At 54.7% G+C, this 23,370-nt stretch carries 21 protein-coding genes; 5 read left to right on the top strand and 16 right to left on the bottom strand.

Annotated features, from left to right (window positions below):
* The first annotated feature begins 46 nt into the window (after positions 1-46).
* Entirely contained in the window at positions 47-1,090 is a 1,044-nt protein-coding gene (locus MHH82_RS31025) for a YeiH family protein (protein WP_096775758.1), read from the top strand.
* Between the two features lie 294 nt (positions 1,091-1,384).
* Positions 1,385-2,854 (top strand): alpha-amylase, encoded by a 1,470-nt coding sequence (locus MHH82_RS31030; protein ID WP_036659320.1) that lies wholly within the window; start codon positions 1,385-1,387, stop codon positions 2,852-2,854.
* 119 nt (positions 2,855-2,973) lie between these two features.
* On the opposite strand, the gene MHH82_RS31035 is transcribed toward MHH82_RS31030, so the two are convergent.
* Together MHH82_RS31035 and MHH82_RS31040 are read right to left on the bottom strand one after the other, a co-directional pair.
* The gene (locus MHH82_RS31035; protein WP_015737878.1) at positions 2,974-3,873 is read right to left on the bottom strand and encodes an ABC transporter permease subunit; all 900 of its coding nucleotides are present in this window, start codon (positions 3,871-3,873) and stop codon (positions 2,974-2,976) included.
* Positions 3,874-3,892: 19 nt separating this feature from the next.
* Entirely contained in the window at positions 3,893-4,801 is a 909-nt protein-coding gene (locus MHH82_RS31040; protein ID WP_036659323.1) for an ABC transporter permease subunit, read from the bottom strand.
* A 266-nt stretch (positions 4,802-5,067) separates the two neighbouring features.
* On the opposite strand from MHH82_RS31040, the gene MHH82_RS31045 reads away from it, so the two are divergent.
* Complete coding sequence (locus MHH82_RS31045; protein WP_009592987.1) at positions 5,068-5,544, top strand: glutathione peroxidase; 477 nt, start codon at positions 5,068-5,070, stop codon at positions 5,542-5,544.
* A gap of 185 nt (positions 5,545-5,729) precedes the next feature.
* Here MHH82_RS31045 and MHH82_RS31050 read toward each other — a convergent pair whose 3' ends face one another.
* Entirely contained in the window at positions 5,730-7,706 is a 1,977-nt protein-coding gene (locus MHH82_RS31050) for a glycoside hydrolase family 127 protein (RefSeq protein WP_015737879.1), read from the bottom strand.
* 139 nt (positions 7,707-7,845) lie between these two features.
* On the opposite strand from MHH82_RS31050, the gene MHH82_RS31055 reads away from it, so the two are divergent.
* The gene (locus tag MHH82_RS31055) at positions 7,846-8,670 is read left to right on the top strand and encodes a helix-turn-helix transcriptional regulator (RefSeq protein WP_340969362.1); all 825 of its coding nucleotides are present in this window, start codon (positions 7,846-7,848) and stop codon (positions 8,668-8,670) included.
* A 185-nt stretch (positions 8,671-8,855) separates the two neighbouring features.
* Here MHH82_RS31055 and MHH82_RS31060 read toward each other — a convergent pair whose 3' ends face one another.
* The 4 genes from MHH82_RS31060 to MHH82_RS31075 form a co-directional block, all read right to left on the bottom strand.
* Positions 8,856-9,257, bottom strand: a complete 402-nt coding sequence (locus MHH82_RS31060) for a VOC family protein (RefSeq protein ID WP_015737882.1) — start codon at positions 9,255-9,257, stop codon at positions 8,856-8,858.
* A gap of 29 nt (positions 9,258-9,286) precedes the next feature.
* The gene (locus MHH82_RS31065) at positions 9,287-9,784 is read right to left on the bottom strand and encodes an SRPBCC family protein (RefSeq protein WP_015737883.1); all 498 of its coding nucleotides are present in this window, start codon (positions 9,782-9,784) and stop codon (positions 9,287-9,289) included.
* Between the two features lie 98 nt (positions 9,785-9,882).
* Positions 9,883-10,248, bottom strand: coding sequence for an ArsR/SmtB family transcription factor (locus tag MHH82_RS31070; protein WP_340969366.1), 366 nt, complete (start codon positions 10,246-10,248; stop codon positions 9,883-9,885).
* Positions 10,249-10,385: 137 nt separating this feature from the next.
* Positions 10,386-11,126, bottom strand: a complete 741-nt coding sequence (locus MHH82_RS31075; RefSeq protein ID WP_340969368.1) for an HAD family hydrolase — start codon at positions 11,124-11,126, stop codon at positions 10,386-10,388.
* Positions 11,127-11,338: 212 nt separating this feature from the next.
* Between MHH82_RS31075 and MHH82_RS31080 the strand changes: the two genes are divergently transcribed.
* Positions 11,339-12,220 (top strand): class I SAM-dependent methyltransferase, encoded by an 882-nt coding sequence (locus MHH82_RS31080; protein WP_015737886.1) that lies wholly within the window; start codon positions 11,339-11,341, stop codon positions 12,218-12,220.
* Positions 12,221-12,349: 129 nt separating this feature from the next.
* Here the strand turns inward: MHH82_RS31080 and MHH82_RS31085 are convergent, their stop codons facing one another.
* The 9 genes from MHH82_RS31085 to MHH82_RS31125 all read right to left on the bottom strand — a co-directional run bounded on the left by MHH82_RS31085 (position 12,350) and on the right by MHH82_RS31125 (position 23,370).
* The gene (locus tag MHH82_RS31085; RefSeq protein ID WP_015737887.1) at positions 12,350-13,384 is read right to left on the bottom strand and encodes a CdaR family transcriptional regulator; all 1,035 of its coding nucleotides are present in this window, start codon (positions 13,382-13,384) and stop codon (positions 12,350-12,352) included.
* 186 nt (positions 13,385-13,570) lie between these two features.
* Entirely contained in the window at positions 13,571-14,719 is a 1,149-nt protein-coding gene (locus MHH82_RS31090; protein WP_145039427.1) for a glycerate kinase family protein, read from the bottom strand.
* 47 nt (positions 14,720-14,766) lie between these two features.
* Positions 14,767-16,062 carry a GntP family permease gene (locus MHH82_RS31095; protein ID WP_036659327.1) on the bottom strand — a complete coding sequence of 432 codons (1,296 nt, stop codon included), beginning with the start codon at positions 16,060-16,062 and terminating at the stop codon, positions 14,767-14,769.
* A gap of 208 nt (positions 16,063-16,270) precedes the next feature.
* Positions 16,271-17,809 (bottom strand): solute symporter family protein, encoded by a 1,539-nt coding sequence (locus MHH82_RS31100; RefSeq protein WP_340969371.1) that lies wholly within the window; start codon positions 17,807-17,809, stop codon positions 16,271-16,273.
* Positions 17,810-17,945: 136 nt separating this feature from the next.
* Positions 17,946-19,457 carry a solute symporter family protein gene (locus MHH82_RS31105; RefSeq protein ID WP_015737891.1) on the bottom strand — a complete coding sequence of 504 codons (1,512 nt, stop codon included), beginning with the start codon at positions 19,455-19,457 and terminating at the stop codon, positions 17,946-17,948.
* Positions 19,458-19,462: 5 nt separating this feature from the next.
* Positions 19,463-19,762 carry a DUF485 domain-containing protein gene (locus MHH82_RS31110; RefSeq protein ID WP_009593006.1) on the bottom strand — a complete coding sequence of 100 codons (300 nt, stop codon included), beginning with the start codon at positions 19,760-19,762 and terminating at the stop codon, positions 19,463-19,465.
* Positions 19,763-19,957: 195 nt separating this feature from the next.
* The gene (locus MHH82_RS31115) at positions 19,958-20,752 is read right to left on the bottom strand and encodes a LytR/AlgR family response regulator transcription factor (protein WP_081746233.1); all 795 of its coding nucleotides are present in this window, start codon (positions 20,750-20,752) and stop codon (positions 19,958-19,960) included.
* On the bottom strand, positions 20,739-22,505 hold the full coding sequence (locus MHH82_RS31120; RefSeq protein ID WP_340969375.1) for a LytS/YhcK type 5TM receptor domain-containing protein: 1,767 nt from the start codon (positions 22,503-22,505) through the stop codon (positions 20,739-20,741). The genes MHH82_RS31115 and MHH82_RS31120 overlap by 14 nt, the downstream gene beginning before the upstream one ends.
* Positions 22,506-22,923: 418 nt before the next feature.
* Complete coding sequence (locus tag MHH82_RS31125; RefSeq protein ID WP_036659345.1) at positions 22,924-23,370, bottom strand: threonine/serine exporter family protein; 447 nt, start codon at positions 23,368-23,370, stop codon at positions 22,924-22,926.

A 23,370-nucleotide genomic window follows, 5' to 3' on the forward strand; every position in this document is an offset into this window, starting at 1 on the left:
GATACGATGGGTTCAGACCAACCGAACGAATCGGAGGTTATGTCTTATGGCTGAACCCGCATATTCCAAATCTCAAGAGCATGTCCATCGTCTGGTTCGATGGACGCAGCATTCGCTGCCCGCCACTGCTGGCGGCGTAGCCTTTACCTTTGTCATCGCCCTTATCGGTTACGGATTAGCCAGCGTGCCGGGCCTTGGCTATCTTGGCCAGCTTGCCTGGGCAATTCTGATCGCCGCTGTATACCGGCAGCTCCGCGGTTACCCGGAGAGACTGCGCATCGGGATCCAATTCACGGCCAAGCGTCTGCTGCGCCTAGCGATCATTCTATATGGCTTAAAGCTGAATATCGGCGTCGTATTCCAGCAAGGCTTGGGTTTAATGCTGAGAGATGTCATCAGCGTCGTGTTTGCGATCGGGCTTACGCTGCTGATTGCCAAATGGCTGAAGGCCGATATGTCCCTATCCCTTCTGCTCGGGATTGGAACTGGCGTATGCGGCGCGGCGGCCATCGCCGCCGTGTCCCCGATCGTGAAAGCCAAGGAAAAGGACACCGCGCTTGGAGCAGGGCTTATCGCCTTTCTTGGAACCATCGTCGCGATCGGTTATACCCTCGTCCAGCCGCTGCTTCCCTTATCGGATACCCAATACGGCATCTGGTCGGGCGTAAGTCTTCATGAGATCGCCCATGTGGCACTCGCAGCCGCTCCGGCAGGCGAAGATGCTCTTGCGATCAGTCTGCTTGCCAAGCTTGGCCGCGTATTTCTGCTCGTGCCGCTCAGCATCGTGCTAATGGTCTGGATGAAGCGGACCGGACGTTTGCAGAGCCAAACGCGGATGGAGTTTCCCTGGTTTCTGCTTGGCTTCATCGCAGCGAGCTTGCTGGGAAGCTGGGAATTTACCGGACAACCGATCATTCCCCTGCCGATCAAGGATACGATATCCCAGGCAGCCTCCTTCATCCTTGCCATGGCGATGGTGGGACTTGGCCTGAATGTCCACTTGAAGGACATACGCGGCGCCTGGCGGCCGCTGCTGGCCATGGCCATCACCACCGTGCTGCTGATCCTGCTGACTTATGCCATGGCATAAGCAATCAGGTGCCGGCCCAGTGCCCGAAACGAAAAGCCATTCCCTGCTCGCGGGGGATGGCTTTTTGGCGGTGAAAGCCTTCAATCCCTTTCCATCCTCCGGGCGATGGATTGAAGCCGTTTCTGGCCCCCGCCAACCTGAAGGGCCCCGTCTTTTTCTTTCCATTTTTGGGCAAAACTAAAAGGGCGGGATCTGCCCATTTCGGGGGGACGGTTTAGCTCCCCCGCTTTCTTGGGTATTTGAGCTTAGTATGCACTCATCATGCAGAGCGATCAGGATAGAGGAGATGGAAGTATGCAGCGAAATCATACGATTATGCAGTTCTTCGAATGGCATGTGGCCGCCGACGGATCGCATTGGAAGCGGCTCAAGAACGCAGCGCCGGAGCTGAGCAAGGCGGGGATCGACGCGGTTTGGATTCCTCCGGTGACAAAGGCATCGTCCGCCGAGGACAATGGTTACGGCGTTTACGACCTGTATGATCTGGGGGAATTCGATCAGAAGGGAACGGTTCGCACGAAGTACGGAACCAAGCAGGAATTGATCGATGCCATTGCGGCCTGCCAGAAGAACGGGATCGCGGTCTATGTGGATCTGGTGATGAACCATAAGGCGGGCGCCGATGAGACCGAACGTTTCCGGGTGGTGCAGGTCGACGAGATGGATCGGACCAAGGATATATCGAAGCCGTTCGAGATCGAGGGATGGACCAAATTCACGTTCCCCGGCCGGGGGGACCAATACTCTGCCTTCCAATGGAATTTCACTCATTTCAACGGGACCGATTACGACGAAATCAACAAACGTTCCGGCATTTACCGCATCGTCGGCGAGAATAAATCGTGGAGCGATAAGGTGGACCATGAATTCGGCAATTACGACTACCTGATGTTTGCCAACATTGATTACAGCCATCCGGATGTGCGCAAGGAAATGATTGCATGGGGGAAATGGCTGGTGGATACGCTGCAATGCAGCGGATTCCGGCTGGATGCGATCAAACACATCAATCATGATTTCATCAAAGAATTTGCGACCGCCATGAAAAAAAAGCGCGGCGATGATTTTTACATCGTGGGGGAGTTCTGGAACCCCGAGCTTCAGGACTGCCGGAATTTCCTGGATACGGTGGATTATAAAATCGATCTGTTCGACGTGTCTCTTCACTATAAACTCCAAGCAGCTTCGAAAGCCGGGCGTTCCTTCGATCTACGGACGATTTTCGACGATACGCTCGTGCAATCGCATCCGATGAATGCCGTCACGTTTGTGGACAATCACGACTCGCAGCCGCAGGAATCGCTGGAATCCTGGGTGGAGGATTGGTTCAAGCAGAGCGCTTATGCGTTGATCCTGCTGCGGAAGGACGGTTATCCTTCGGTCTTCTACGGCGATTATTACGGAATCGGCGGCGAGAACCCCATTCCCGGCAAACGGGAAGCGATTGATCCGCTGCTCTACGCCAGGGCGAATCGGGCGTACGGCGAGCAGGATGATTATTTTGACCACCCGAATACGATAGGCTGGGTCCGCCGCGGCATTCCGGAAATCGAATGTTCCGGCTGCGCGGTGGTCATCGCCAACGGCGAAGCCGGGGATAAGCGAATGTTTGTCGGCGAGCATCGCGCCGGAGAGGTATGGGTGGATCTGACCCGCACCCGGAAGGATCGCGTAACGATCGGCGAGGACGGCTTCGGGCTGTTCCCGGTGAACGGCGGCAGCGTGTCCGTATGGGCTCACCCGGATATCCCCGTAGAAGCGTGACAAACCGCATTCGGCATGGACATAAAAAGACCGGAAGAAATCGGCTTCGGCAGAAGCTTGCCTCCTTATGGGAAGCACCTGCATAAGCTTTCATTCTTCCGGTTTTTTTGCGTTAACATTCAGCCCTTGACCTGAAAACGGCGGCGCAGACCCTCGCCTAACAGGTTGAACGTGATGATCAGCAGCATCATGGCAAATGCCGGATAGACCACGAATTGGAACTTCCCAAGCCAGATGTCTGCCCGATGCTTGGACAGAATCGTTGCCCAGTTATAACCCGTCTCCACGAATTCCATGACGTAATAATTAACTTCCTTCCACTCATGACCAAGGAAGATGTTCACGATCGCAAGCTGGCCGAGCAGGAGCATGACCTTTCCCATATCCAAACAGAAGTTGACGATCACTTCGGGGAACATGACCGGGATATAGTAATTCTTCGTCAACGTCCTCGTGCGAAGACCTAAAGCGGTTCCGGCCTCCATATAGGGCTCGCTTGCCATCTTATGGGCCTGCTGCTGAATCGTGATGGCCACCCGCCCGGCTTCGACGCTAGCCAGAATCAGAATGGCCCAGCCCATCCGCTGCTGGGAGAAGAGAAAGAACGGAAGCGCAAGCAGCAGCGCGGATGCAAAGACCGGCGGCAAATAGGAGCACAACTGGTTCCAAAAGGTGATCAGCCGGTGGGTGAACCCCTTTTTCTTGCGGGCAATCAATCCCAGGGGCACCCCGATCGCATATCGGACAGCCGTAATCGCGAGCACCAGCAGGATCGTATCCTTGGCGGTCACAACCAGCTTGCTCAGGTTATCGACCCCTCGCTTGTCCGATCCAAGCCAATTCTTCGAGGAAGGCTTATAGGGCGGAAGGGTCAGCTTCTGCTTCCCGTCCTTCATGACCCATCTGGAGGGTTCCTTCTTCAAATCCTTATCAATGAAGGGCATATAAGGCCCCGCCAGCATAACGAAAACAAAGAAAGCAAGCAAAATACTGCCTATCCATAAAGGGAAATTCTTCAAGACGGCTCACCTCGTATCTTTATCGTGGATCAAAGTACTTGCGTGCCGAATGACTAATCCATTGGACGATCATGAACAGCACCATGAAGGAAAATGCGATATAAATAATGACACCCGGTTCATAATTGCCGCCGGTGCCGCTGAACGTATTGAAATCCAGTGCCAGAAACAATCTCCACGCCGCCCCTGGATAGTTGCGGTAATATTCCACCACGAGCAGGTTGGACAAGATGAAGACAAGCAGGCCCGGAAGATGGGTCAGGATGGTCGCGATGCCGTTGCGCAGCATATGTTTGTAGACAACCTTTCGGTCGCTGAGTCCTTTGGCTCTAGCCAGCAGTATGTACATCTTGCCTTCCTGTGCGAGCAGCGAGGCCGACGTGATTCGGGCAATGAAGAAAATCGGGTAAATCGAGACAAGCAGCGAAGGCAGCACGAAGGCCTCCCAGCCGTCAACCGCAAAATAACGGATGGCCGGAACATGCTTAATGAGCACCCACTGGGCGATCAGCATCAGGAAAAAATCCGGAATGGACTGGAACAGCCATGTCGTCCAGTGCCCCAGCGCGCTAAATTTGGTCTTGGACAATTTGTAGTCCAGGACTCCCTTCAGAATGCCGAACACGAATCCTATGAATAAAGCGGATACAATAACGAGCAGGCTTTTGCCGACGGCTCCGAAAGCGGCCGCTTCCGAAGACTGGCCGTTATATCGCGATTCCCCCAGCGTACCGTTCTGAATCGCCGCTGCAAAATAATCCCGGATATGCGTTACATACTCACCCAGATCAAAGGAATAATTTGTCACCCATAAATTGCTGTCCAGCGACAGATTCAGATCCCTTGGAACCAGGACGATGAGGACGATGAACATAAAAGCCAGCAGGCTGGTCACCGTCGTTTTGAGCATTTGCGTTTTTAATCTCATACCGTCCTCCCACACATGATTTCAGTAGTACCCCTCTTGGTTCATTCGATAAAGCACTTATTCTACTACTATCATACATCTCCTAAATAAGTCCAGATGAAAATACAAAATTTTACTTTTGATACTTCCGCATCAGGTATTGAAATTCATATATGGCCATGTACCCGCTCGCATAAACCCTGGATGTCGCCGTATCAAATTGCAATCCGCAGTAAAAGGATATACTCTGAACTTAATACATCTCATTGGAGGAGGTTTCTACGGCGATGTCGATCTATGAATATGAAGTAAAAACGATACGCGGCGAATCCCAAACGCTGGAATCTTATAAAGGGGACGTCATGCTGATCGTCAATACGGCGACCAAATGCGGCTTTGCCCCTCAATTCGACGGTCTGGAGAAGCTGCACCAAACCTACCGCGACCAGGGATTGGCCGTTCTCGGCTTCCCCAGCAGCCAATTCATGAATCAAGAGCTGGAGGAGGATGCCGCGATCGAAGAGGCCTGCAAGCTTAATCACGGCGTCACCTTCCCGCTGTTTTCCAAGATCGATGTGAACGGCACGAACGCTCATCCGCTTTACAAATATCTGACCAGCGAAGCCCCCGGCGCACTGGGCATCAAAGCGATCAAATGGAACTTCACCAAATTTCTGGTGGACCGCAGCGGCAAGGTGATCAAGCGCTTTGCACCGACGGACACTCCGGAGAAGATGGAAGAGGATATCAAGAAGCTGTTGTAAACCGATGCAGGACAGGATCCATTCTCCGTTTGCTTGTCACCTAAAAAAGGGCTTGCCCGAGGTCCATCGACCTTGGGCAAGCCCTTTATGTTATGATGCTTGGCATCATCACGGGTATGATATGCAGCATTTTCCGGCTGTGCTTCCAATCTACTCTATCCGGATGGGCCGCCAGTACCCCATCCTTATACCGTGCGCGGCAGCTCGCGCACCCAGACGGCCATTTCATTCTCGCCGCGGTTGCCCCATAAATAATACGGAATGGCCTTCAATGATACGGGAAGCATCTTTTGGGGAGAAGAACGATACAGCTGCTCATCGCCCCAATCGTCAGACTTTTCACGCCACCCTTCCCCTTCAATGACAACCGCTCCGCCGAGTAGATTCGGATCAAATCGCGAACGAAGCTTCGGATCGCCCGCAAGCGATAGCGAGGATACAGGCACTCCATGATCGACGCTTTCCAGGCAGTATACGAGCGGCCCGCGCTGAATCGCGGCCTTGCCGGCATTCCCCCGTATATTCGGATTGGCTCTGACCTGATGGATCTCCATGGAGAATGCCAACTCCACGGTGTCTCCCGGCGCCCATACTCTCTTCACGCAGGCATAGCCGTCTTGAGTAATATCCTCCACGTTCATTTCTTGCCCGTTCACGCGCAAGCCGGCTTTGCCGCGCGACCAATCCGGAATGCGAAGCGCCACCGTCCACTCGACAGCCTGTTCAGGCTGAAGCGTAAACGTAACGTCCCCGTCCCAAGGCAGCGTGCTGTTCTGCATTACCTTCACAGGCACGTCCCCGAACCGCACCTCCGCTTCGCCGCCGATGTACAGATGGGCATACAGCGTATCGTCATTCATTGTATACACGTATTCGCCCAGCGATGACAGAAGCCTTGCCACGTTAGGCGGGCAGCAGGCGCAGGCGAACCACCCCGGCCGAACCGGCTTCACATGGGCCTTGCCCGGATTATGGCGGCAGGCCGCAGGCCATACCTCTAGCGGGTTTACATAGAAGAAATGCCGCCCGTCCTGAGCCATGCTGCCAATGACCGTGTTAAACAGCGCGCGCTCCATCACGTCCGCATACTCCGATTTGGGCGACAGCTGCAGCATGCGCTGGGCAAAAAAGATCAGCCCAATGGATGCGCAGGTTTCCGAGTAAACGGTATCGTTCGGCAGATCATAATCCGTCGTAAACGCCTCGCCGTGATGAGTGGACCCGATCCCTCCGGTAATGTACATCTGTTTATGGACCATGTTGCGCCACAAAGTATCGCAAGCCTCAAGCAGAGCCGGGTCCTTCGTTCTGGCGGCCAGATCCGCCATCGCCGTGTACATATATACGGCCCGGACCGAGTGCCCGACGGCCTCCTTCTGCTCCCTAACGGGCAGATGGCTCTGATGATAAGCCAAATGCGGGGCGTGCAGCACCGAGCGATAGAAGGATTTCTTCCCGCGCTGTTCCCACTCCTGAAGGAAGAAGTGGGGTTCCGTCCCGCGCTCATCGATAAAATATTGGCTCAGGCTCAAATATCTCGGCTCTTGAGTCACCTCATACAATTTCACCAGGGCCAGCTCAATCTCCTGATGGCCGTCAAACCCATGGATTTTCCCATCTTCGGGTCCAAAAACGGTATCGATATGATCCGCCAAGCGGCACACCACGTCCAGCAGTTTCCGCTTGCCCGTCGCCCTGTAGTGAGCAACTCCGGCTTCAATCATATGACCGGCGCAGTACAGCTCATGACAGTCCGTCAGATTGGTCCAGCGTTTCTCCGGCTCCTTCACCGTAAAATACGTATTCAGATAGCCATCCGGCTGCTGGGCGTCGGCAACCAGATCAATCAGTTCATCCACCTGTTCTTCCAGCTTCGGATCCCGATGAGTGGCCAGCGAATAAGCCGCAGCCTCAAGCCATTTGGCGACATCGCTGTCCTGAAACACCATGCCCCCGTATTCACCCTCGTCCCTGCCGGCAGCGATGCGAAAATTGGATACGCCATGGCTCGGCTCAATGCCCGGAATTCGATCATGGAGGGCCTCGTATTGGTAGGGAATCACCACTTCCCTTACCAGTTCTATGTAACTCGACCAGAAGGGGTCGGTCAGTTTCACTTGCTTAAGAGGCACGGCAGCTGAACGCGTAGTAAGAGTCATCATCTCGGATATACACTCCTTTTGGGGTTCGAATAGGATAAAGCCTCGACACTTCCCATTCTACGATCTATGATAGGATGAAAACGATAACAGAATCGACCTAATTTCTTATACGATTTCACACTTCCTTGGAGGTGTTACCATGTCGGAACAAAGCGTGCTTTCCTTCACCTCTCTGCCGCTGCCCTACTTCCTTGAATCCGGTAAAACGCACTACATGCCGGGCGAATCGCATCCGAACCGGAGAAACCTTGGCGTCTTCGACCTCATCCTCGTTCAACGCGGCTGCTTGTTTCTGGGCGAGGAGAACCTGCAGTGGGCACTACGTGCCGGGGATATGGCCGTATTGATGCCGGACGCGCACCACTACGCTGTGCAAGAGTGCCGGGAGGAAACCTCCTTTTATTGGCTGCATTTTCAATCGGCGGCAACGAGCACAACCGATCATGCGTCGATCTCACACAATATCAAGCTGCCCAAGCAAGGACATATCCCTTATCCGGAGCAAGCCTATCAGCTGTTCGATTCCTTGCACCTTCAGGCTACGGAGCCGAGATCTACGGCGTTTTGGCGCGAACAGACCCTGTTTATCGAGCTGCTGGAGCTGCTGGATCCGTCGCGGTCCGATCAGGAGCAATCGCGGGTACGCAAAGTCGCGGAGCAAGTGGAATCCTATATCAAAATGCATTACCGCGAGCCCATCAGCAACGCACGTTTATCGTCTGACCTGCATTTCCACTACAATTACCTGACGCGCTGCATGAAGGCCTCGCACGGCTTGACGCCAACGGAATACCTGCTGCAGTACCGCCTGGACCAGGCGAAGCGGCTGCTTCTGACCACCCAGTGGTCCATGGCCCGGATCGCGGAGCATGTGGGATTTCAATACCCGCCCTATTTCTCCCGCCGCTTCTCCGCCCGTTTCGGCCTGTCGCCGCTGCAATTCCGAAAGCAGTACACGGAATAAGCAGCATACGCAGCGGCATGGGATTTGCGGCTGCGCATTGCTATATTCTTCCGTTGGGCTGGCGGTGAGGGAGAGCACGGCTCTTGATCGAGAGCATCAAGCTGCGCAATGCCTTCCTTGCAGCGCAGCGCAAAAAGGGACAGGCCCCTTCCGGGCCCGTCCCTAGATGAATCAACTGCTAAAGGTTACGCTTCGCTTGGCAGATTAAGCTGCCAGGATACGCCGAACTTGTCCGCGATCCAGCCGAACTTTTGGCTGAATCCATAGTTGTCCAGCGGCATCATCGCACCTCCGCCATCGACCAAAGCACCGTACACCTTCTCTATCTCGGCTTCGGATTCGCAAGTCAGATAGATGGAGAAGGAAGGCGTGAACGTAAACTCATGCTTCACGTTGCTGTCGATGCACATGAACGTTTGTCCCTTCAACGAAAAGACCGCATGCATGACGCTTCCCTCGGCTCCCGGCTGATTGGGTCCATAACGGGTAATGCTGATGATTTCGGAATCCTCAATAATGGAAATGTAATGGTTCATAGCTTCTTCCGCGTTGCCCTGAAACATTAAAAACGGGGTCACACTCTTCATCGATAACACACGCTCCCTTATTCATCGGTTTAAGATGGGTAGTTTATCGTTCCTGTCTCTAACAGCTGCTTCAGCCCCTCAAACATATAACCCCAGCCATGCTCGGTTTGGTCATGGTATTCGGTCAGCGCTTTTTCAATATCCTCTGCGGTCCAGTCTTCCTCATGAGGGACAACGATCTCCTGGGAGAACGTCATTTCGCACCCCGCGTCTACGGCTTTGAACTCCACCGTAATGCGGTCCACGGTGTCGCTGAACTGGGGCATCTTGAAGGTGAGCACCAGCTTGCGCGGCCGGTCTATGACCAGATACTCTCCAATGGCCCGGTACTCCTTGCCTTCCCTCACGTCAACAATCTCCCAGCTTCCGCCCACGCGCGGATCGTTGCGGGCGATTTTGTTCGTTGTTTCCATCGTAAACAACCATTTCCTCATCATGTCGGGATTTAACCAGGCATCAAATACTCTTTCCGGTGCTGCCTCAAATTGGCGTTTCATGATCAGCGTGGTAGTGGAGGCGTTATCCAATGTTAATCATCCTTCTCTTATCAAAAGTGGTATTGCGTTTATTTCCCTACGTTACTCATCCTTGTCCAGGATGTTCAGCGGTATTCCTAAGGATTCTTCTAGTGCTCCTCCCTCTTCGCTTTGTTCAGCTCGCGTTCAAGCGCATCAAATTGCCGGTTCCAGAATCGTTCGTAGAATTGCAGCCATTCCATCGCTCTTGACATGACGTTCGGATTCAGACGACAGGTATGCGTCCGTCCATGGATGGACCGTTCGAGCAGGCCGGAGCGCTCCAGTACCTTGATATGCTTGGAGGCTGCCGCAAGCGACATGTCAAACGGTTCAGCCAGCTCAGATACCGTCCGTTCCTGCGATGCGATCATGCGCACCATCTCTCTTCGGGTCGGGTCAGCCAGAGCATGGAAGATGTGATCCAGTTGTTCTTCATTATTTTGTTCAACCATATGGTTAACTATAATGGGCAAATTTCATAAAGTCAACCATTCGGTTGAATATAGAACCAAAAAAGCCAAGCCCTTCGTTTAAAGAGCCTGACCATAGCCTTTCGAATAATGCGGCAGCAGCCCGCTTGGGCAGCGGATCAGGGGGACTGCCCATTTTGTTATCCGATAATCTCTTCCAGCAGCCGCTCGAGCTCTTCGTAACTCGCAACGGTATGCTGCGGCCGCTGCTCCGATTCCGGCCCGACGCTCCGGTGATTGAACCAAATTACATGCCAGCCCGCAGCCAGGGCTCCGACCACGTCATTGCGCCATGAGTCCCCGACGTAATAAGAGTTCTCCGGCTTCGTCCCGGTCTGCCTGTTCACATGGTGGAAGATCCGCGGATCGGGCTTGTCCCAGCCGACGGCACCGGATACGAATAGCCGATCCTCCGGTATCAGGCCGCCCAGCTTCATCGCCGCGATTTTGTTCATCTGATGTTCGGCCGGGCCATTGGTAATCAGGCCTACGACATGCCCGGCATCCGCCAGTTTCATCAGAAGCTCCCGGGCGCCCTCAAACATCGTGATGTTATACTGCAGGTCCAGATACGTCTGCTGTACCGCTTCGGCCTCCTCAAGAGTCAGTCGCACGCCGAATTCGGCCAACGCTAACTGGAACCGGCGTCTGCGCATATCCTCGACCGCATCCCCGTAAGCTGCCGTTCCGGCTCCTCCCAGCTCGACGGACAGCTTGTCGCTGTAATAGCGCATCCGATGGTAGGCGGCCTCATAAGGAAACGTCTCATCGGGACTGACAATCTCCTGCACGGCCTCGCGAAAAGGCGCCAGATGGTCATACAATGTATCATCCACATCGAAGAAGATCCCCTTCGGTGCTGTTGGTGTCTTCATGTTCATCCCTCTTCCTCATTCGATTCCTCTATTGTACCCGCATCGGCACTACCCGGGTCAAGCCCGTCTGTCAATAAGTTCCTTTCCTATGATATGATGGCATTACAGCGGCAGAAAACGGCGATTGGAGCCTTCGTCCGTAATTGTGCAAGCCAAGAAAGCACCTTTTGTTATGCCTGATGCCTGATTCATGTACCCGGATAAGGAGATGAGTAACGATGACCAAGGATATGACCGAAGTGTGGAGCAAGGATTTTGTTCCCGAGGGAAACCGTGCCAGCAACGTGGATCGTTTTACCGGCTTTGAGGATACCTACGACCAGCATCGCCCTGAAGCCCCCCAGGAGGTTGTCGCCCTGCTGACAGGCTATTTGGAACGCAAGCCCTCTGTCGTCGTCGACTTGGGATGCGGAACGGGGCTTTCCTCCTTTGCATGGAAAGACGCTGCGGATCAAGTCATCGGGGTTGAGCCGAATGATGATATGCGCGGCAAAGCCGTCGCCAAATTGCAAACGCTGGAACAGGAAGCACGCAGCAGCGGCGCGGATATCGCCGACATCAAGTTCGTCTCGGGCTATTCCAACCAATTGGCGCTTAAGGATCAGTCCGCCGACATCATCACCTGTTCCCAATCCTTTCACTGGATGGACCCGGCCAGCACATTGAAGGAGGTCTCCCGCGTTCTGCGTGACGAAGGGATATTCGCGGTATATGATTGCGATTGGCCGCCGAGCCTGACCTGGAGAGTGGAGCAAGCCTATCATGGGCTGATTGAACGGGCAGAGGCCATCATCGACGACCATGTGGAGCCTCAGGAGCAGGCCTATAAAGGAAATAAGAACGAGCATCTGAAGCATATAAGGGAAAGCGGACTGTTCCGGTTCTCCAAAGAGATCGTGTTCCACCATATGGAGCCGTTCACCGCCGACCGGTATACCGGCCTCGCCGTCAGTCAAGGCGGCATCCAGACCGTATTCAAGCTGAAACCAAACGAATTGAACGACAACATCGCGCAGTTCCATGCGCTGGTCGAGGAGCATTTCCAGGGGCGGACGCTTCCCGTGATGCTCAGCTACCGCATGCGGCTTGGCATTAAATAAACAGAAGGGGCAGCCCAAGGTCTATCGACGCTTGGAACTGCCCTTTTGAACGTGAAGAACGAAGAATACGGGGCGGTAATCATCCACAAAAGATTGTGGAGGTAAAAGCCGCCCATGCTTGAGCAGCCATCACCTTCTCCACATCAACCCGCACAGCAATTCAAACAGATCCAGCACATGGCGCGGATTTTTGCCAGTCAGCTGCTTGATCCGGTTTAAGCGGTAGTTCAAGGTGTTCCGGTGAATGTTGAGTCTTTTGACCGTGCTGTTATGATCACCGTTCTCGGCAATGTAGACCTGAAGCGTCTCTATCAGATCCAGCTTGTCTCCGCCCTGCTCCAGCAACGGATACAGCGAGGCATGAGCATCATCCGAAATATGGGACAGGCCGATCAGAAACCTTAAATCCTTATAAAAATTCACCTTGCGATGGGGATCGATGTTCATTCCCAGCTCCAGGGCGGATACCGCCTGCTCCAGCGAGGTAGAAGCGAGTTCCTCCTGCTCCCCGATCCCCATGCGAAGGACTTCGTCCAGGTCGATCAGCCTGTCCAGAAGACTCCCGAATCTTAAGACATCCGTCATGAAAAATACGGTTTTGTCATTCTCCAAGTTCCAGCTTTGGGGGTACGCTTGCTGCAAATGGCGGAACGCCTTTTCGCCCATCGAGCTCTGCACTAACAGCACCCGGCATTTGCGTGTCAGGTCAAGCCCATAGGCTTCAGCACGCTCCATAAAAGGCTCATCATAAGGAGCCTTGCGATAGGATAGCTCATGATAGAACTTCTCCCGGTTTTGACGTTGGTTTAACATCGCCTTGTTCTGACGCTCCTGCTCGATCAATAACACAACGGTCACCTGGAGCAAATTGCTGAGCGGTCTCACCTCATCCGGATGACCTGTAATGCCAACAACGCCGATCACCTCATCATCCACCACAATGGGTTCGTTCACACCGGGCTTCATGCCGCCGCCGGCTTCATAAACCTCATAGATCCGTCCGGTTTGTATGGCTTTCTGTGCACCTGTGTGCAGCGTGCCGAGCCGCGCGGGGTCCCCGCTGCCCATAATGATTCCGTTCTCATCCATCACGTTAATGTTGTAAGGAATGACGCGCATCATTTCTCTTGCGATATTTTCCGCCAAAGGTCGTGATAGTTTCATGCATGATGCCCCTCCTAACATGCCTGTCATGTGTTACCAATATGATGACATTGTAGACTCCATAGGAAAAAAAATCTTTTCCTATAGTGTGCACATCCGGCTGCCGATGAATATCCCGCCCGCAGAGAAAAAAGAAGCCGCCCCCGGCAGGTCAGCTCCCTTGCATCCTCTTTAAGAAGTGTATGATTACTTGTTCAAAGAAGCCATGAGACGGACGATATTCTCGGATGTTCTCTCCACGTTCTGCACGCCGTTCGCCAGCGCCTCCGACAGCGTGGCAGCACCCGGCATGATGCCGAAAATCGCGTCCATTCCTTGATCATACAGCACATCGATCCCGTCACCAACCCGGCCGGCCAGAGCAACGACAGGCTTGCCATGCTTCTTCGCCACCCTCGCGACACCCAGCGGAGTTTTGCCATACTGCGTCTGGAAGTCCATCCCGCCTTCGCCGGTCCACACCATATCCGCCTGGCGCACTTTCTCTTCAAGTCCCGTATAGTCAACGACCATATCGATCCCTTTCTTCAGCGTCCCGTTCAGGAAGACCATCAGCCCGCCGCCAAGACCACCGGCCGCGCCGGCGCCTGGATAGTCTATGATATCCTTGCCCAGCTGCTGCTTCATTACCCCGGCGTAATTCCGGAGATTTCTGTCCAGCTGCTCGATCATCTCCGGCGTAGCGCCCTTCTGCGGTCCGAATACATGAGAGGCTCCCGTTTCGCCGCAGAGCGGGTTGGTCACGTCGCAGGCCACTTCGACCTCGACATCCTGAAGCCGCGGATCAAAGCCGCTTAAGTCCAAGCGCGCAAGACGACCCAGCTCCCCTCCGCCAAAAGCAAGCTCCTTCCCTTCCGCATCCAGCAGCTTGCCGCCGAGCGCCTGAACCACCCCGGCACCGCCGTCATTCGTCGCGCTGCCGCCGATCCCGATCAGCAGCCGGCTTACGCCGTGGTCAAGGCAAGCCTTGATCAGCTCGCCCGTCCCGTAGGTGGTGGTCACCAGCGGATTCCGCTGTGCGATCGGGACCAGATGAATTCCGCTGGCGCTGGCCATTTCCAGTACCCCGGTGCTGCCATCGCCTGAAATGCCGTAGGATGCCTCCACCTGATCGCCCAACGGACCCGTCACGGTGACGGTATGGACCGTACCGCCCGTAGCATCCACAAGGGATTGCATCGTACCTTCACCGCCGTCAGCCATGGGCACATGGATACACGTCACATTCGGGTTTCCCTTCTTGATGCCGCGTTCCATCGCTTCGCAGACTTCCTTTGCGGTCATGCTCTCTTTAAATGAATCGGGCGCGAGTACAATAACATAATCCTGCTTCATGGTATCCCCTGCCTATCCTTATATTTTTCACTCCACAGTACGATCTCTTAAAATATAAATCCGTACAATATCGTAGCGACAATGGCCATGGTCAATCCGACAATGCTTTCGTAAGGAATCAGCTTCATCCGTTCTTTAATGCTCATCTTCACCGATTCCGCGGTGACGTGGAAGAAGTTTCCGTGCGGCAAATGGTCAATGACCGTTGCCCCGGTGTGGACCATAACGGCTGCGGCGAGCGGTGCCGTTCCCATGGACAGGATGGCTTCACCAAACGAACCTGCGGCCACAATGGACGCCGTCGATGTGGATGCGGTTGCCGCTCCCATCAGAATACCGGCGAGAGGCGCCAGGAACGTACCCGATACGCCCAAGACCTCAATGCCCTGCACCACAACGGCACTCAGATCGGATTTGGAGATAATTCCGGCAATGGCGCCGGCACCGATCAGGATAATCGCCGTACCCGTCATTTTATTCAGACCGGAGGTGGTATAGGCAATGATGTTCTTCGTCTGCCGCATGGCAATCAAACCGATGATGCCGGCAACCGGCAGAATGATCATGGAGTCAATCTTGATGGCCTGAAGAGCTTCGATGCCCAGTATGCTGCCCACCGGGTTCAGTGCGAGCAAGACAATGGCTACGACAGGGGCAACCATTGCCCGCCCGAAGCTCGGCTTGTCCTTCCTGCCCATTTCCTCCGTCACTTGATCGCTATCCGACACCATGACCCCTTTGTTCGTCAGCATCTTGGCCACGATGATCGTGACAATCAATCCGGCAACGGCCGGCAAAAAACCGTTAATCATGACTTGGGCAAGGTCGACGTCGAATCCCTTGGCTACAGCAATCGTATTCGGGTTCGGGGAGATGATGTTTCCCGCTTTGCCTCCCCCGACAAGCGCGAGCAGCAGGGCGGTTTTGGAAATGCCGATCTTCTTGCCGACGGACAAGGCAATCGGTGCCACGATAATAATGGCAACGGTAATGAATACCCCGACCGCCGTAATGATCATCGTTGCCAGAGCGATGGATAGAAGCGCTTTCTTCTCGCCCAGCTTGGCAACAATCGTCTCGGCAATGCGTTCGGCGGCCCCCGATTCGATCAAGATCCCGGCCAGCACGCCTGCGGCCAAGACCCGAACGACAGCCCCCATGACACTGTTAGTGCCCTCGATAATATACTGCACGGTCAGATCAATGGTAGCTCCGCCCAGCAGGCCTCCAATGACAGCGCCTCCAAACAAGGCATAGACCGGATTCACCTTTCTAAAAATCAAGACAATAGCGATAATCAGTCCGACAACGGCTCCGCCCCAATGTATAACTGTCCCATCCATGTTGTGAATGCCTCCTTAAGCAATATAGCTTGTGAACAATGATGTAATCATGCCTTATGAAACTATGATTGCGCTTACAGGATACAGTATAACCGGAATGTCGCATTCAATCCTATTGACGCCATAACGGTATTTATTGTGCACATGCACAATGAATGGTACAGGGAAACTAGCGTGGCCCAAACTAAAATTCATATGTAATTAGCAGTTATCCCCATTCGCGGGAACGGTTTTCACCCGGCGCGACATGGGCAACGGCCTGCATATGCTCGAAATGGCCGCTCGAACCCCGTTTACGCGATAGCAGGGTGCCGACGATGCCGCCGGCAAACCCAATCGGAATGGAGACGATGCCCGGATGCTTAAGCGGGAAGATTGCTTCCGCTCGAATCCAGCCTGCCACTGGGTCCATTACATTGGGCCCGACAGCCATGAGCAGCAAAGAAGACGAGAGGCCGGCCGTAATGCTCGATAAGGCGCCTTGCGTATTAAATTTCCGCCAAAATAGCGTGAACAGCAGCACCGGCAGGTTAGCCGAGGCGGCAACCGCGAAAGCAAACGACACGAGGAACGCCACATTCAGTGTCTGTGCCCCGAGCGCTAGCACGATCGAAGCCGCGCCAACGACGATGGCCGAAAGCTTGGCCACCCTCATCTGCTGCGCCTCGGTCGCCCGTCCGCTGCGGAAGATGCTGCTGTAGACGTCATGGGCAAACGCCGAGGAGGCCGTGAGCACAAGCCCGGAGATCACGGCCAGTATCGTTGCGAAGGCAACGGCGGATACGAAGGCCATTAAGAATTCGCCGCCCAGCTCGCTTGCGAGCAGCGGGGCCGCCAGCTCTACCCGCTCGGACAATATGGACCAATCAACAAAGGCAGCCGCTCCAAAGCCAAGAAAAATCGTCATGGCGTAAAAAACGCCGATCGTAAACGTCGCCGTTCTGACCGAAGCACGGACCGTACGCGGGTCCCTTACCGTGTAAAAGCGCGCAATAATATGCGGCAGTCCCGCTGTCCCTAACACCAGCGCCATATTAAACGACAGCATGTCCAGCGGGTGGTCAAACATGTTGCCCGCCATTAGAAACCGCTCCTGTAATGGGGTCGCCCTCTTCATGGATTCGAATAAACCGAGCAGATCCCAATCGAACCTTGCCAGCACGATGAGGCTCACGATAAAGGTGCTGCTCACCAGCAAAATGGATTTGACGATCTGCACCCAGGAAGTCGCGAGCATGCCGCCAATCGTGACGTAGACGGTCATTAAGCCGCCGACCAGCACGATGGCGAGCGACGTCTCCAGCCCGAACAGCAAATGGACGAGCCACCCGGCGCCGACGAGCTGGGCGATCATATAGAAGATGGTGATCATCATGTTATTGACGGCGATGCATCCGCGCAGCCGTTTCTCGCCGAACCGGACCGCCACCGCATCCGCCATCGTATATCTGCCCAGGTTATGAAGGGGCTCGGCTATGATGTACTGCACGATCACATAGGAGGCAAGGAAGCCGATCGAATAGAAAAAGCCGTCGAAGCCGTACACCGCAATGGAGCCCGCGATGCCAAGGAAAGACGCCGCGCTCATATAGTCGCCGGAAATGGCTAAGCCGTTTTGCAGCCCGCTCAGGCGATTGCCCGCTGCATAGAAATCGTTCGTGCTTGTTGTTCGCTTGGCGGCATAATACGTAATCATTAACGTGCCGACCACAATCGCCAGAAAAAAAACGATGCCGGATATGTTCACTTGCCTGCCTCCTTCCGCCATGGCCCCAAAATGTTGTTGCTTTTTATTTTACGATAGAATGGCAAAAAAAGGGCGACTCCCTTCGCTGTTAACCAGCGGAGTTCACCCTTTTTTTCATAAGAAGCCGTTGTTGGGTTTACGCGCCCGTATTCGCTTTGACCAGCACTTCGGCATACTTCGCCTCATCCTTGGAAGAGGAGAGCAGCGTGCCGACATAGGCTGCCAGGAAGCCAAGCGGAATGGAGACGATGCCCGGGTTGCTCATCGGGAAGATCGGATCGCCTACCAAAATCGCTTTGCCGGCCGGATCCCATATATTCGGGCTAAGGGCCACGAGAATCACCGTGCTGATCAAACCCGTCAGCATCCCTGTGACCGCGCCCGTCGTATTGAATCTCTTCCAGAACACTGTGAACAGAATGACCGGCAAATTCGCGCTGGCTGCAACGGCGAAGGCCAACGAGACCAGAAACGCCACGTTCATCTTCTGGGCGAACAACGCTAGCAGGATCGAGACGACGGATACGCCGATCGAAGCGTACCGTGCCATCTTCAGCTGCTCCTTCTCGGAAGATTCGCCGCGGCGCACGATTTGGCCGTAGAAATCATGGGCGAAGGCCGATGCGGCGGACAGCACAAGCCCCGTCACCACCGCAAGGATCGTCGCGAAGGCAACCGCCGAGATGAGCGCGAACAGGAAGTCGCCGCCGATCGCTTTGGCCAGGAGCGGCGCTGCCATGTTGCCCGCTTTATCGACCTCGGTAATATCTGCCGCGCCTACGAAGGCGGCTGCCCCGAACCCGAGAAAGATCGTCATCACATAGAAGATGCCGATAATCCAGGTGGCGTACACCACGGAGCTGCGCGCCGTCTTCGCATCCTTAACGGTAAAGAAGCGGGTCAAAATATGCGGCAGACCTGCCGTGCCGAGTACCAGGGCAAGGTTGAGGGACAGCGTCTCGAGCGGGATTTTGTATTTATTCCCCGGATTCAGGAAGTCCTCCTGCAGCGGGGTGGCCGTCTTCATATGGTGGAACATCTGGGTCAGGCTGAAATCGAATTTGGCGAATACGATCAGCGAGATGATGAACGTGCCGGCCATGAGCAGCACGGCTTTCGAGATTTGAACCCAGCTTGTCGCATGCATGCCCCCGAAGACAACATAGATGGTCATGAGCACGCCCACAATCAATACGGACGTGACATAGTCCAGCCCTAACAACAGCTTAATCAGCGCGCCCGCTCCAACCAGCTGCGCAATCATGTAGAAGATGGAGATGGAGATCGTATTCAGCGCAGCCACGCCCCGCACCTTCTTGTCGGAGAAACGGGCGGCAATCATGTCCGCCACCGTATACTTGCCGAGGTTCCGCAGCGGCTCGGCGACAAGGTACAGCACCACCAGGTAAGCCACGAGGAAGCCGATGCTGTAGAAGAAGCCGTCAAAGCCGACTAACGCGATCGAGCCTGCGATCCCGAGGAAGGAGGCCGCAGACATATAGTCGCCGGCAATGGCTGTCCCGTTCTGCCAGCCCTTGAGTCCTCCGCCTGCCGTATAGAAATCGCTCGTGTTGGTCGTTTTCTTGGCAGCGTAATACGTAATGATCAGCGTAAGCAGTACAATTCCGCAAAACAACGCAATAGCCATGTCGATTACGCCCCCATATCCTTTTTGATATCGTCTACCATTCGGTCAAACTGGGCTGCCTTGCGGGAGTAGAGAATGCACAGAACCCATGTCATGACGAATTGGGCGAAGGCAAATACCCATGCCCACGTGATCGGGCCGATCGCCGGGTGATTCAACACGTCGGTGTACGAAGTAAGGATCGGCAGCGCAAAATAAAACAGAAGAAAAAAGACGGTCATGGGAATAATGAACCGTTTCTTGCGGGAGAGCAGCGTTTTGAATTTTTCGGAATGCCATACTTCGGTATAGCTTTTTTCTTCCATTGCCTTTCCCTCCATTAACGATCAGGATCTATTGCGTCTTTCATTAATGAAAGCGCTTTAGAATGATTATATACGGGAGGATTGCCATCGACCACAGCTCCTGCGCGAAACGTCGGGCAAGGTGCGCGAAAGGGCGGATATGCCGCCCGAACCGGGAGGAAACCGCCATACTTGAGCGCTATTCTTTGTCCTTTTTCAAGCCTCCCTAAGCAACCGGAACAAATCCCGTGCAGCCTCCCGGGACAATGGAATCATCGACCGCTGCTCATCCTTCAGCACGATGTTGTAAGCCCCGTTCTGCCAAGGGGAGAGCTCCGCGATCCAGTTCACGTTAACCAGATAACTGCGATGAGGGCGAAAGAAGGAGTAACCCGCAAGCTTCTCCTCCAGCTCCTGCAAGGTGCTTTTGCTCGTAATCCGCTGGCCTTCCGCCGTCCATACGCGAATGACACGTTCCTCGCGCACCGCGTACAGGATCGCCTCGGGATCAACCAGCACATGTTTATCCCCGTCGTCGAACAGAAGTTTGCCGCGCATGCTGCGGGCGGCAGCCTCCGTGGATGGATAAGGAGCGGCCTGAATAGCATCGTGAGCCTCCTGTTTCGGGAAGGCATTCCCTTCCTGAATCCTGCTTCGAATTCGCTGCAGGGTTTCCTTCAATCGCATATGGCTGTAAGGCTTCAGCAAGTAATCGATCGCGTTCAGGCCAAACGCTTCAACGGCATACTCGTCGTAGGCCGTCGTAAACACAATCAAGGGCGAGATCGGGGAGGCCTTCAGCATGCGCGCCGCCTGCAACCCTTCCAGCTCCGGCATATGAACGTCGAGAAAGACGACATCCGGCTGCCGCAAGGGGACAAGCTCCAGCAGCTCCCGTCCGTTCGCGGCATGCGGAAGCAGCTCGATATCGGGCTCCTGTTCCAGCAGGTAAGCCAGCTCCTCCCTTGCCAATCGTTCGTCTTCCGCTATCATCGTTTTAATTCGCTTCATGGTACCGGCTCCCTTCCGACAAGCTGCAGGGGATGCTGAAGGATATGCTGCAGCCGCCCTCTGCGAGATTCTCCACGATAAGTCTGGCCTCTTTGCCAAACATGCTGATTAAACGCTGATTGATATTGTAAATGCCGTTTCCCGTACCCTCGCTGCCGATGATCGGTTGATCGCCTAAGCTGTCCAGCACTTTCGGCGAAATGCCGATCCCGTTGTCCCGCAGTTGAACAACCGCCATATCACCGGCCCGGCTTAGGCTCAGCCGAATGACGCCTCCGCTCGCTTTGTCGCGCAGGCCGTGCTTAATGCTGTTCTCCACCAGCATTTGCAGCGTTGCCGGCGGAATCATAAGCTCGCCAAGCGCGGGATCGAGCTGGCACTCAAACGCGAACTGATCCTCGAACCGGATCTGTATAATGTCCAGATAGGCATTCAACAGCTCCATCTCCTCGCGAATGGTCGTTCTGCGGGACGCCATGACCTTGACGTTCAGGCGCATGAATGCCCCCAGCTGCATCGTGGCATGTCGTGCCAGCAGCGGATCGGTGCGAATCAACGAATGGATCGCGTTGAGGGTATTGAATAGAAAGTGCGGATTGATCTGCGCCTGCAGCAGCTTGAGTTCCGCCTCTTTCATTAAATGGCTCATCTTCTCGTGTGCGGTGGCCCCGAGCTGATAGGAAATCAGCTGTCCCAGCCCCTGGGCCATCACCAGCTCGACGCGCCGGATATCCTCCGGCCGCTTGAAGTAGAACTGAATGACGCCCACGACCTGGCCCGCCTCTATGATCGGGACAAGGATGGCGGCCCCGAGCGCCGGATGACGGGGCTGGATCTCTTCCGCATTCTCGATGATCCGAAGCTCGCCGGTCGCGATGACGCTCTTGGTCAAGTCCGATTGGATCTCTTCTCCGGGATCAAGGGTACGGCTCCCGGCGCCGGCATGAGCCAGGAACCGCTCCGTATCCGTAATGGCGACGGCCGCTGTTTTCAGCTCTCGCAGTAGCAAGGCCGCCACGGCCTGAGCCGTACGGTACGTCAGCCCCTGCTTCAGATGCGGGAGCGCCGATTCCGCGATATGGAATGCCTTCTCCGTCTCATACGCGGCTGCACGTTCCTCCTCGGTGAGCGCAACCCGCAGCATCGTCGTAAAGATTGCAATGGAGATGCTGTTCGTCAGCACCATCGGCAGGCCGATCAGGTTGACCAGTTCCACTGCACGATCCGGCTCATCCGCACAGATCAAGATCATCCCCATGAGCAGGATCGGAGCGAACATGCCGACGAATAACGCTTTCGCCGGCGAGATGACCCGCTCCTGCGAGAAGAATCGGGCCACGCCTCCCGCCAAAGCTCCCGTAAGCGGCACGGCGATTGCCCCTGCAAGCCCCGTGGCACCGCCAATATACAGGAGGTGGGCGCCCGCCAGGAGCCCGCCCCCGATGCCTACGCGGGGACCGCCGATCAGTCCGCCGATCACCACCCCGACCAGGGCAGAGTGTGCCAGGGCCTGCTCCGCGGTCAGTCGCATCAGCCAGAAGGAGGAACTGGACTCGCCGTTCTCCACGACAACGCCCGCATAGGTCCCGAGGATGCCGAAAAGCCCGAACAGGCCGGAATAGATGAACATCCGCATGCCGGACATCTCTTTGCGGTCCAGCAATTGGCGGAACAGCGGAATTCTCGTCAGTATAAAAGTCAGGATGAGCAGCATGCCCATCCGTTCGAACAAATGCAGCGTCAGCTCCTGCATGGACATCCCTCTTTTTTGATGGACTGCGAATCGAATCTTCACCTGACGTTCGGTAACGCTGTAGATACGGAAAGAACCTCTTTGAATACGGTTTCATTTTTGCAAGAAAGATTATATAGCATGTCGAGGATTTGGACAATAAAAAGGCATAACATGAAACTAATGTAAAAAAATGCATGAAGGAGGGGAGGATATTCACGCCTTGGCGAGCGCGCAAAAAACCGTATCCCGCAAATGCGTACATACGGCTGGTTCATCAATTCAATTACACACGCATAGGTGCCCCTCCCCCGGATACCAACGAGTCGGAGCATGGGCATTTCCCGTCGGATCGAAGCGCATGCTTCGCATATAAACCAGGCTCGTTTCGGGTTGTCGGGGTCCGGATTTCAGGGTGCAGGATTACTGGTTTATCGGTTTATCGGGTGATCGACCATTTCCTTATGACCTGATTGGTCACCTCCGACAGCAGCAACCCCAGCGCGATGGCGCCAGAAATCATGAACGCTTGGGCCCCCAGCTGGACGGCCTGATCGAATTGATTCTGGGCCACATGGCGAAGGGCATTATAGGCGACACCGCCCGGTACGAGCGGAATAATCCCCGACACGCTGAACACGATGATAGGAGTCTTGTATTTTTTGGCGAAAAAATGACTGATCATCGTCACGCAAAATGCTGCGACTACCGTGGCCGTCACCGGCTCAACTTTCATATCCTGAAGCATGATGTAGAGCAGCCAGCCCACCATGCCGGCAAACCCGCACTGCAGCAATGCTTTTTTGGGTACGTTAAAAATGATCCCGAAGGCCGCCGAAGCAACGAAACTCGTAATGAGCTGCTGTATATAAAAGGTTGCCACCAT

It is taken from the genome of Bacillus sp. FSL K6-6540, assembly GCF_038007545.1.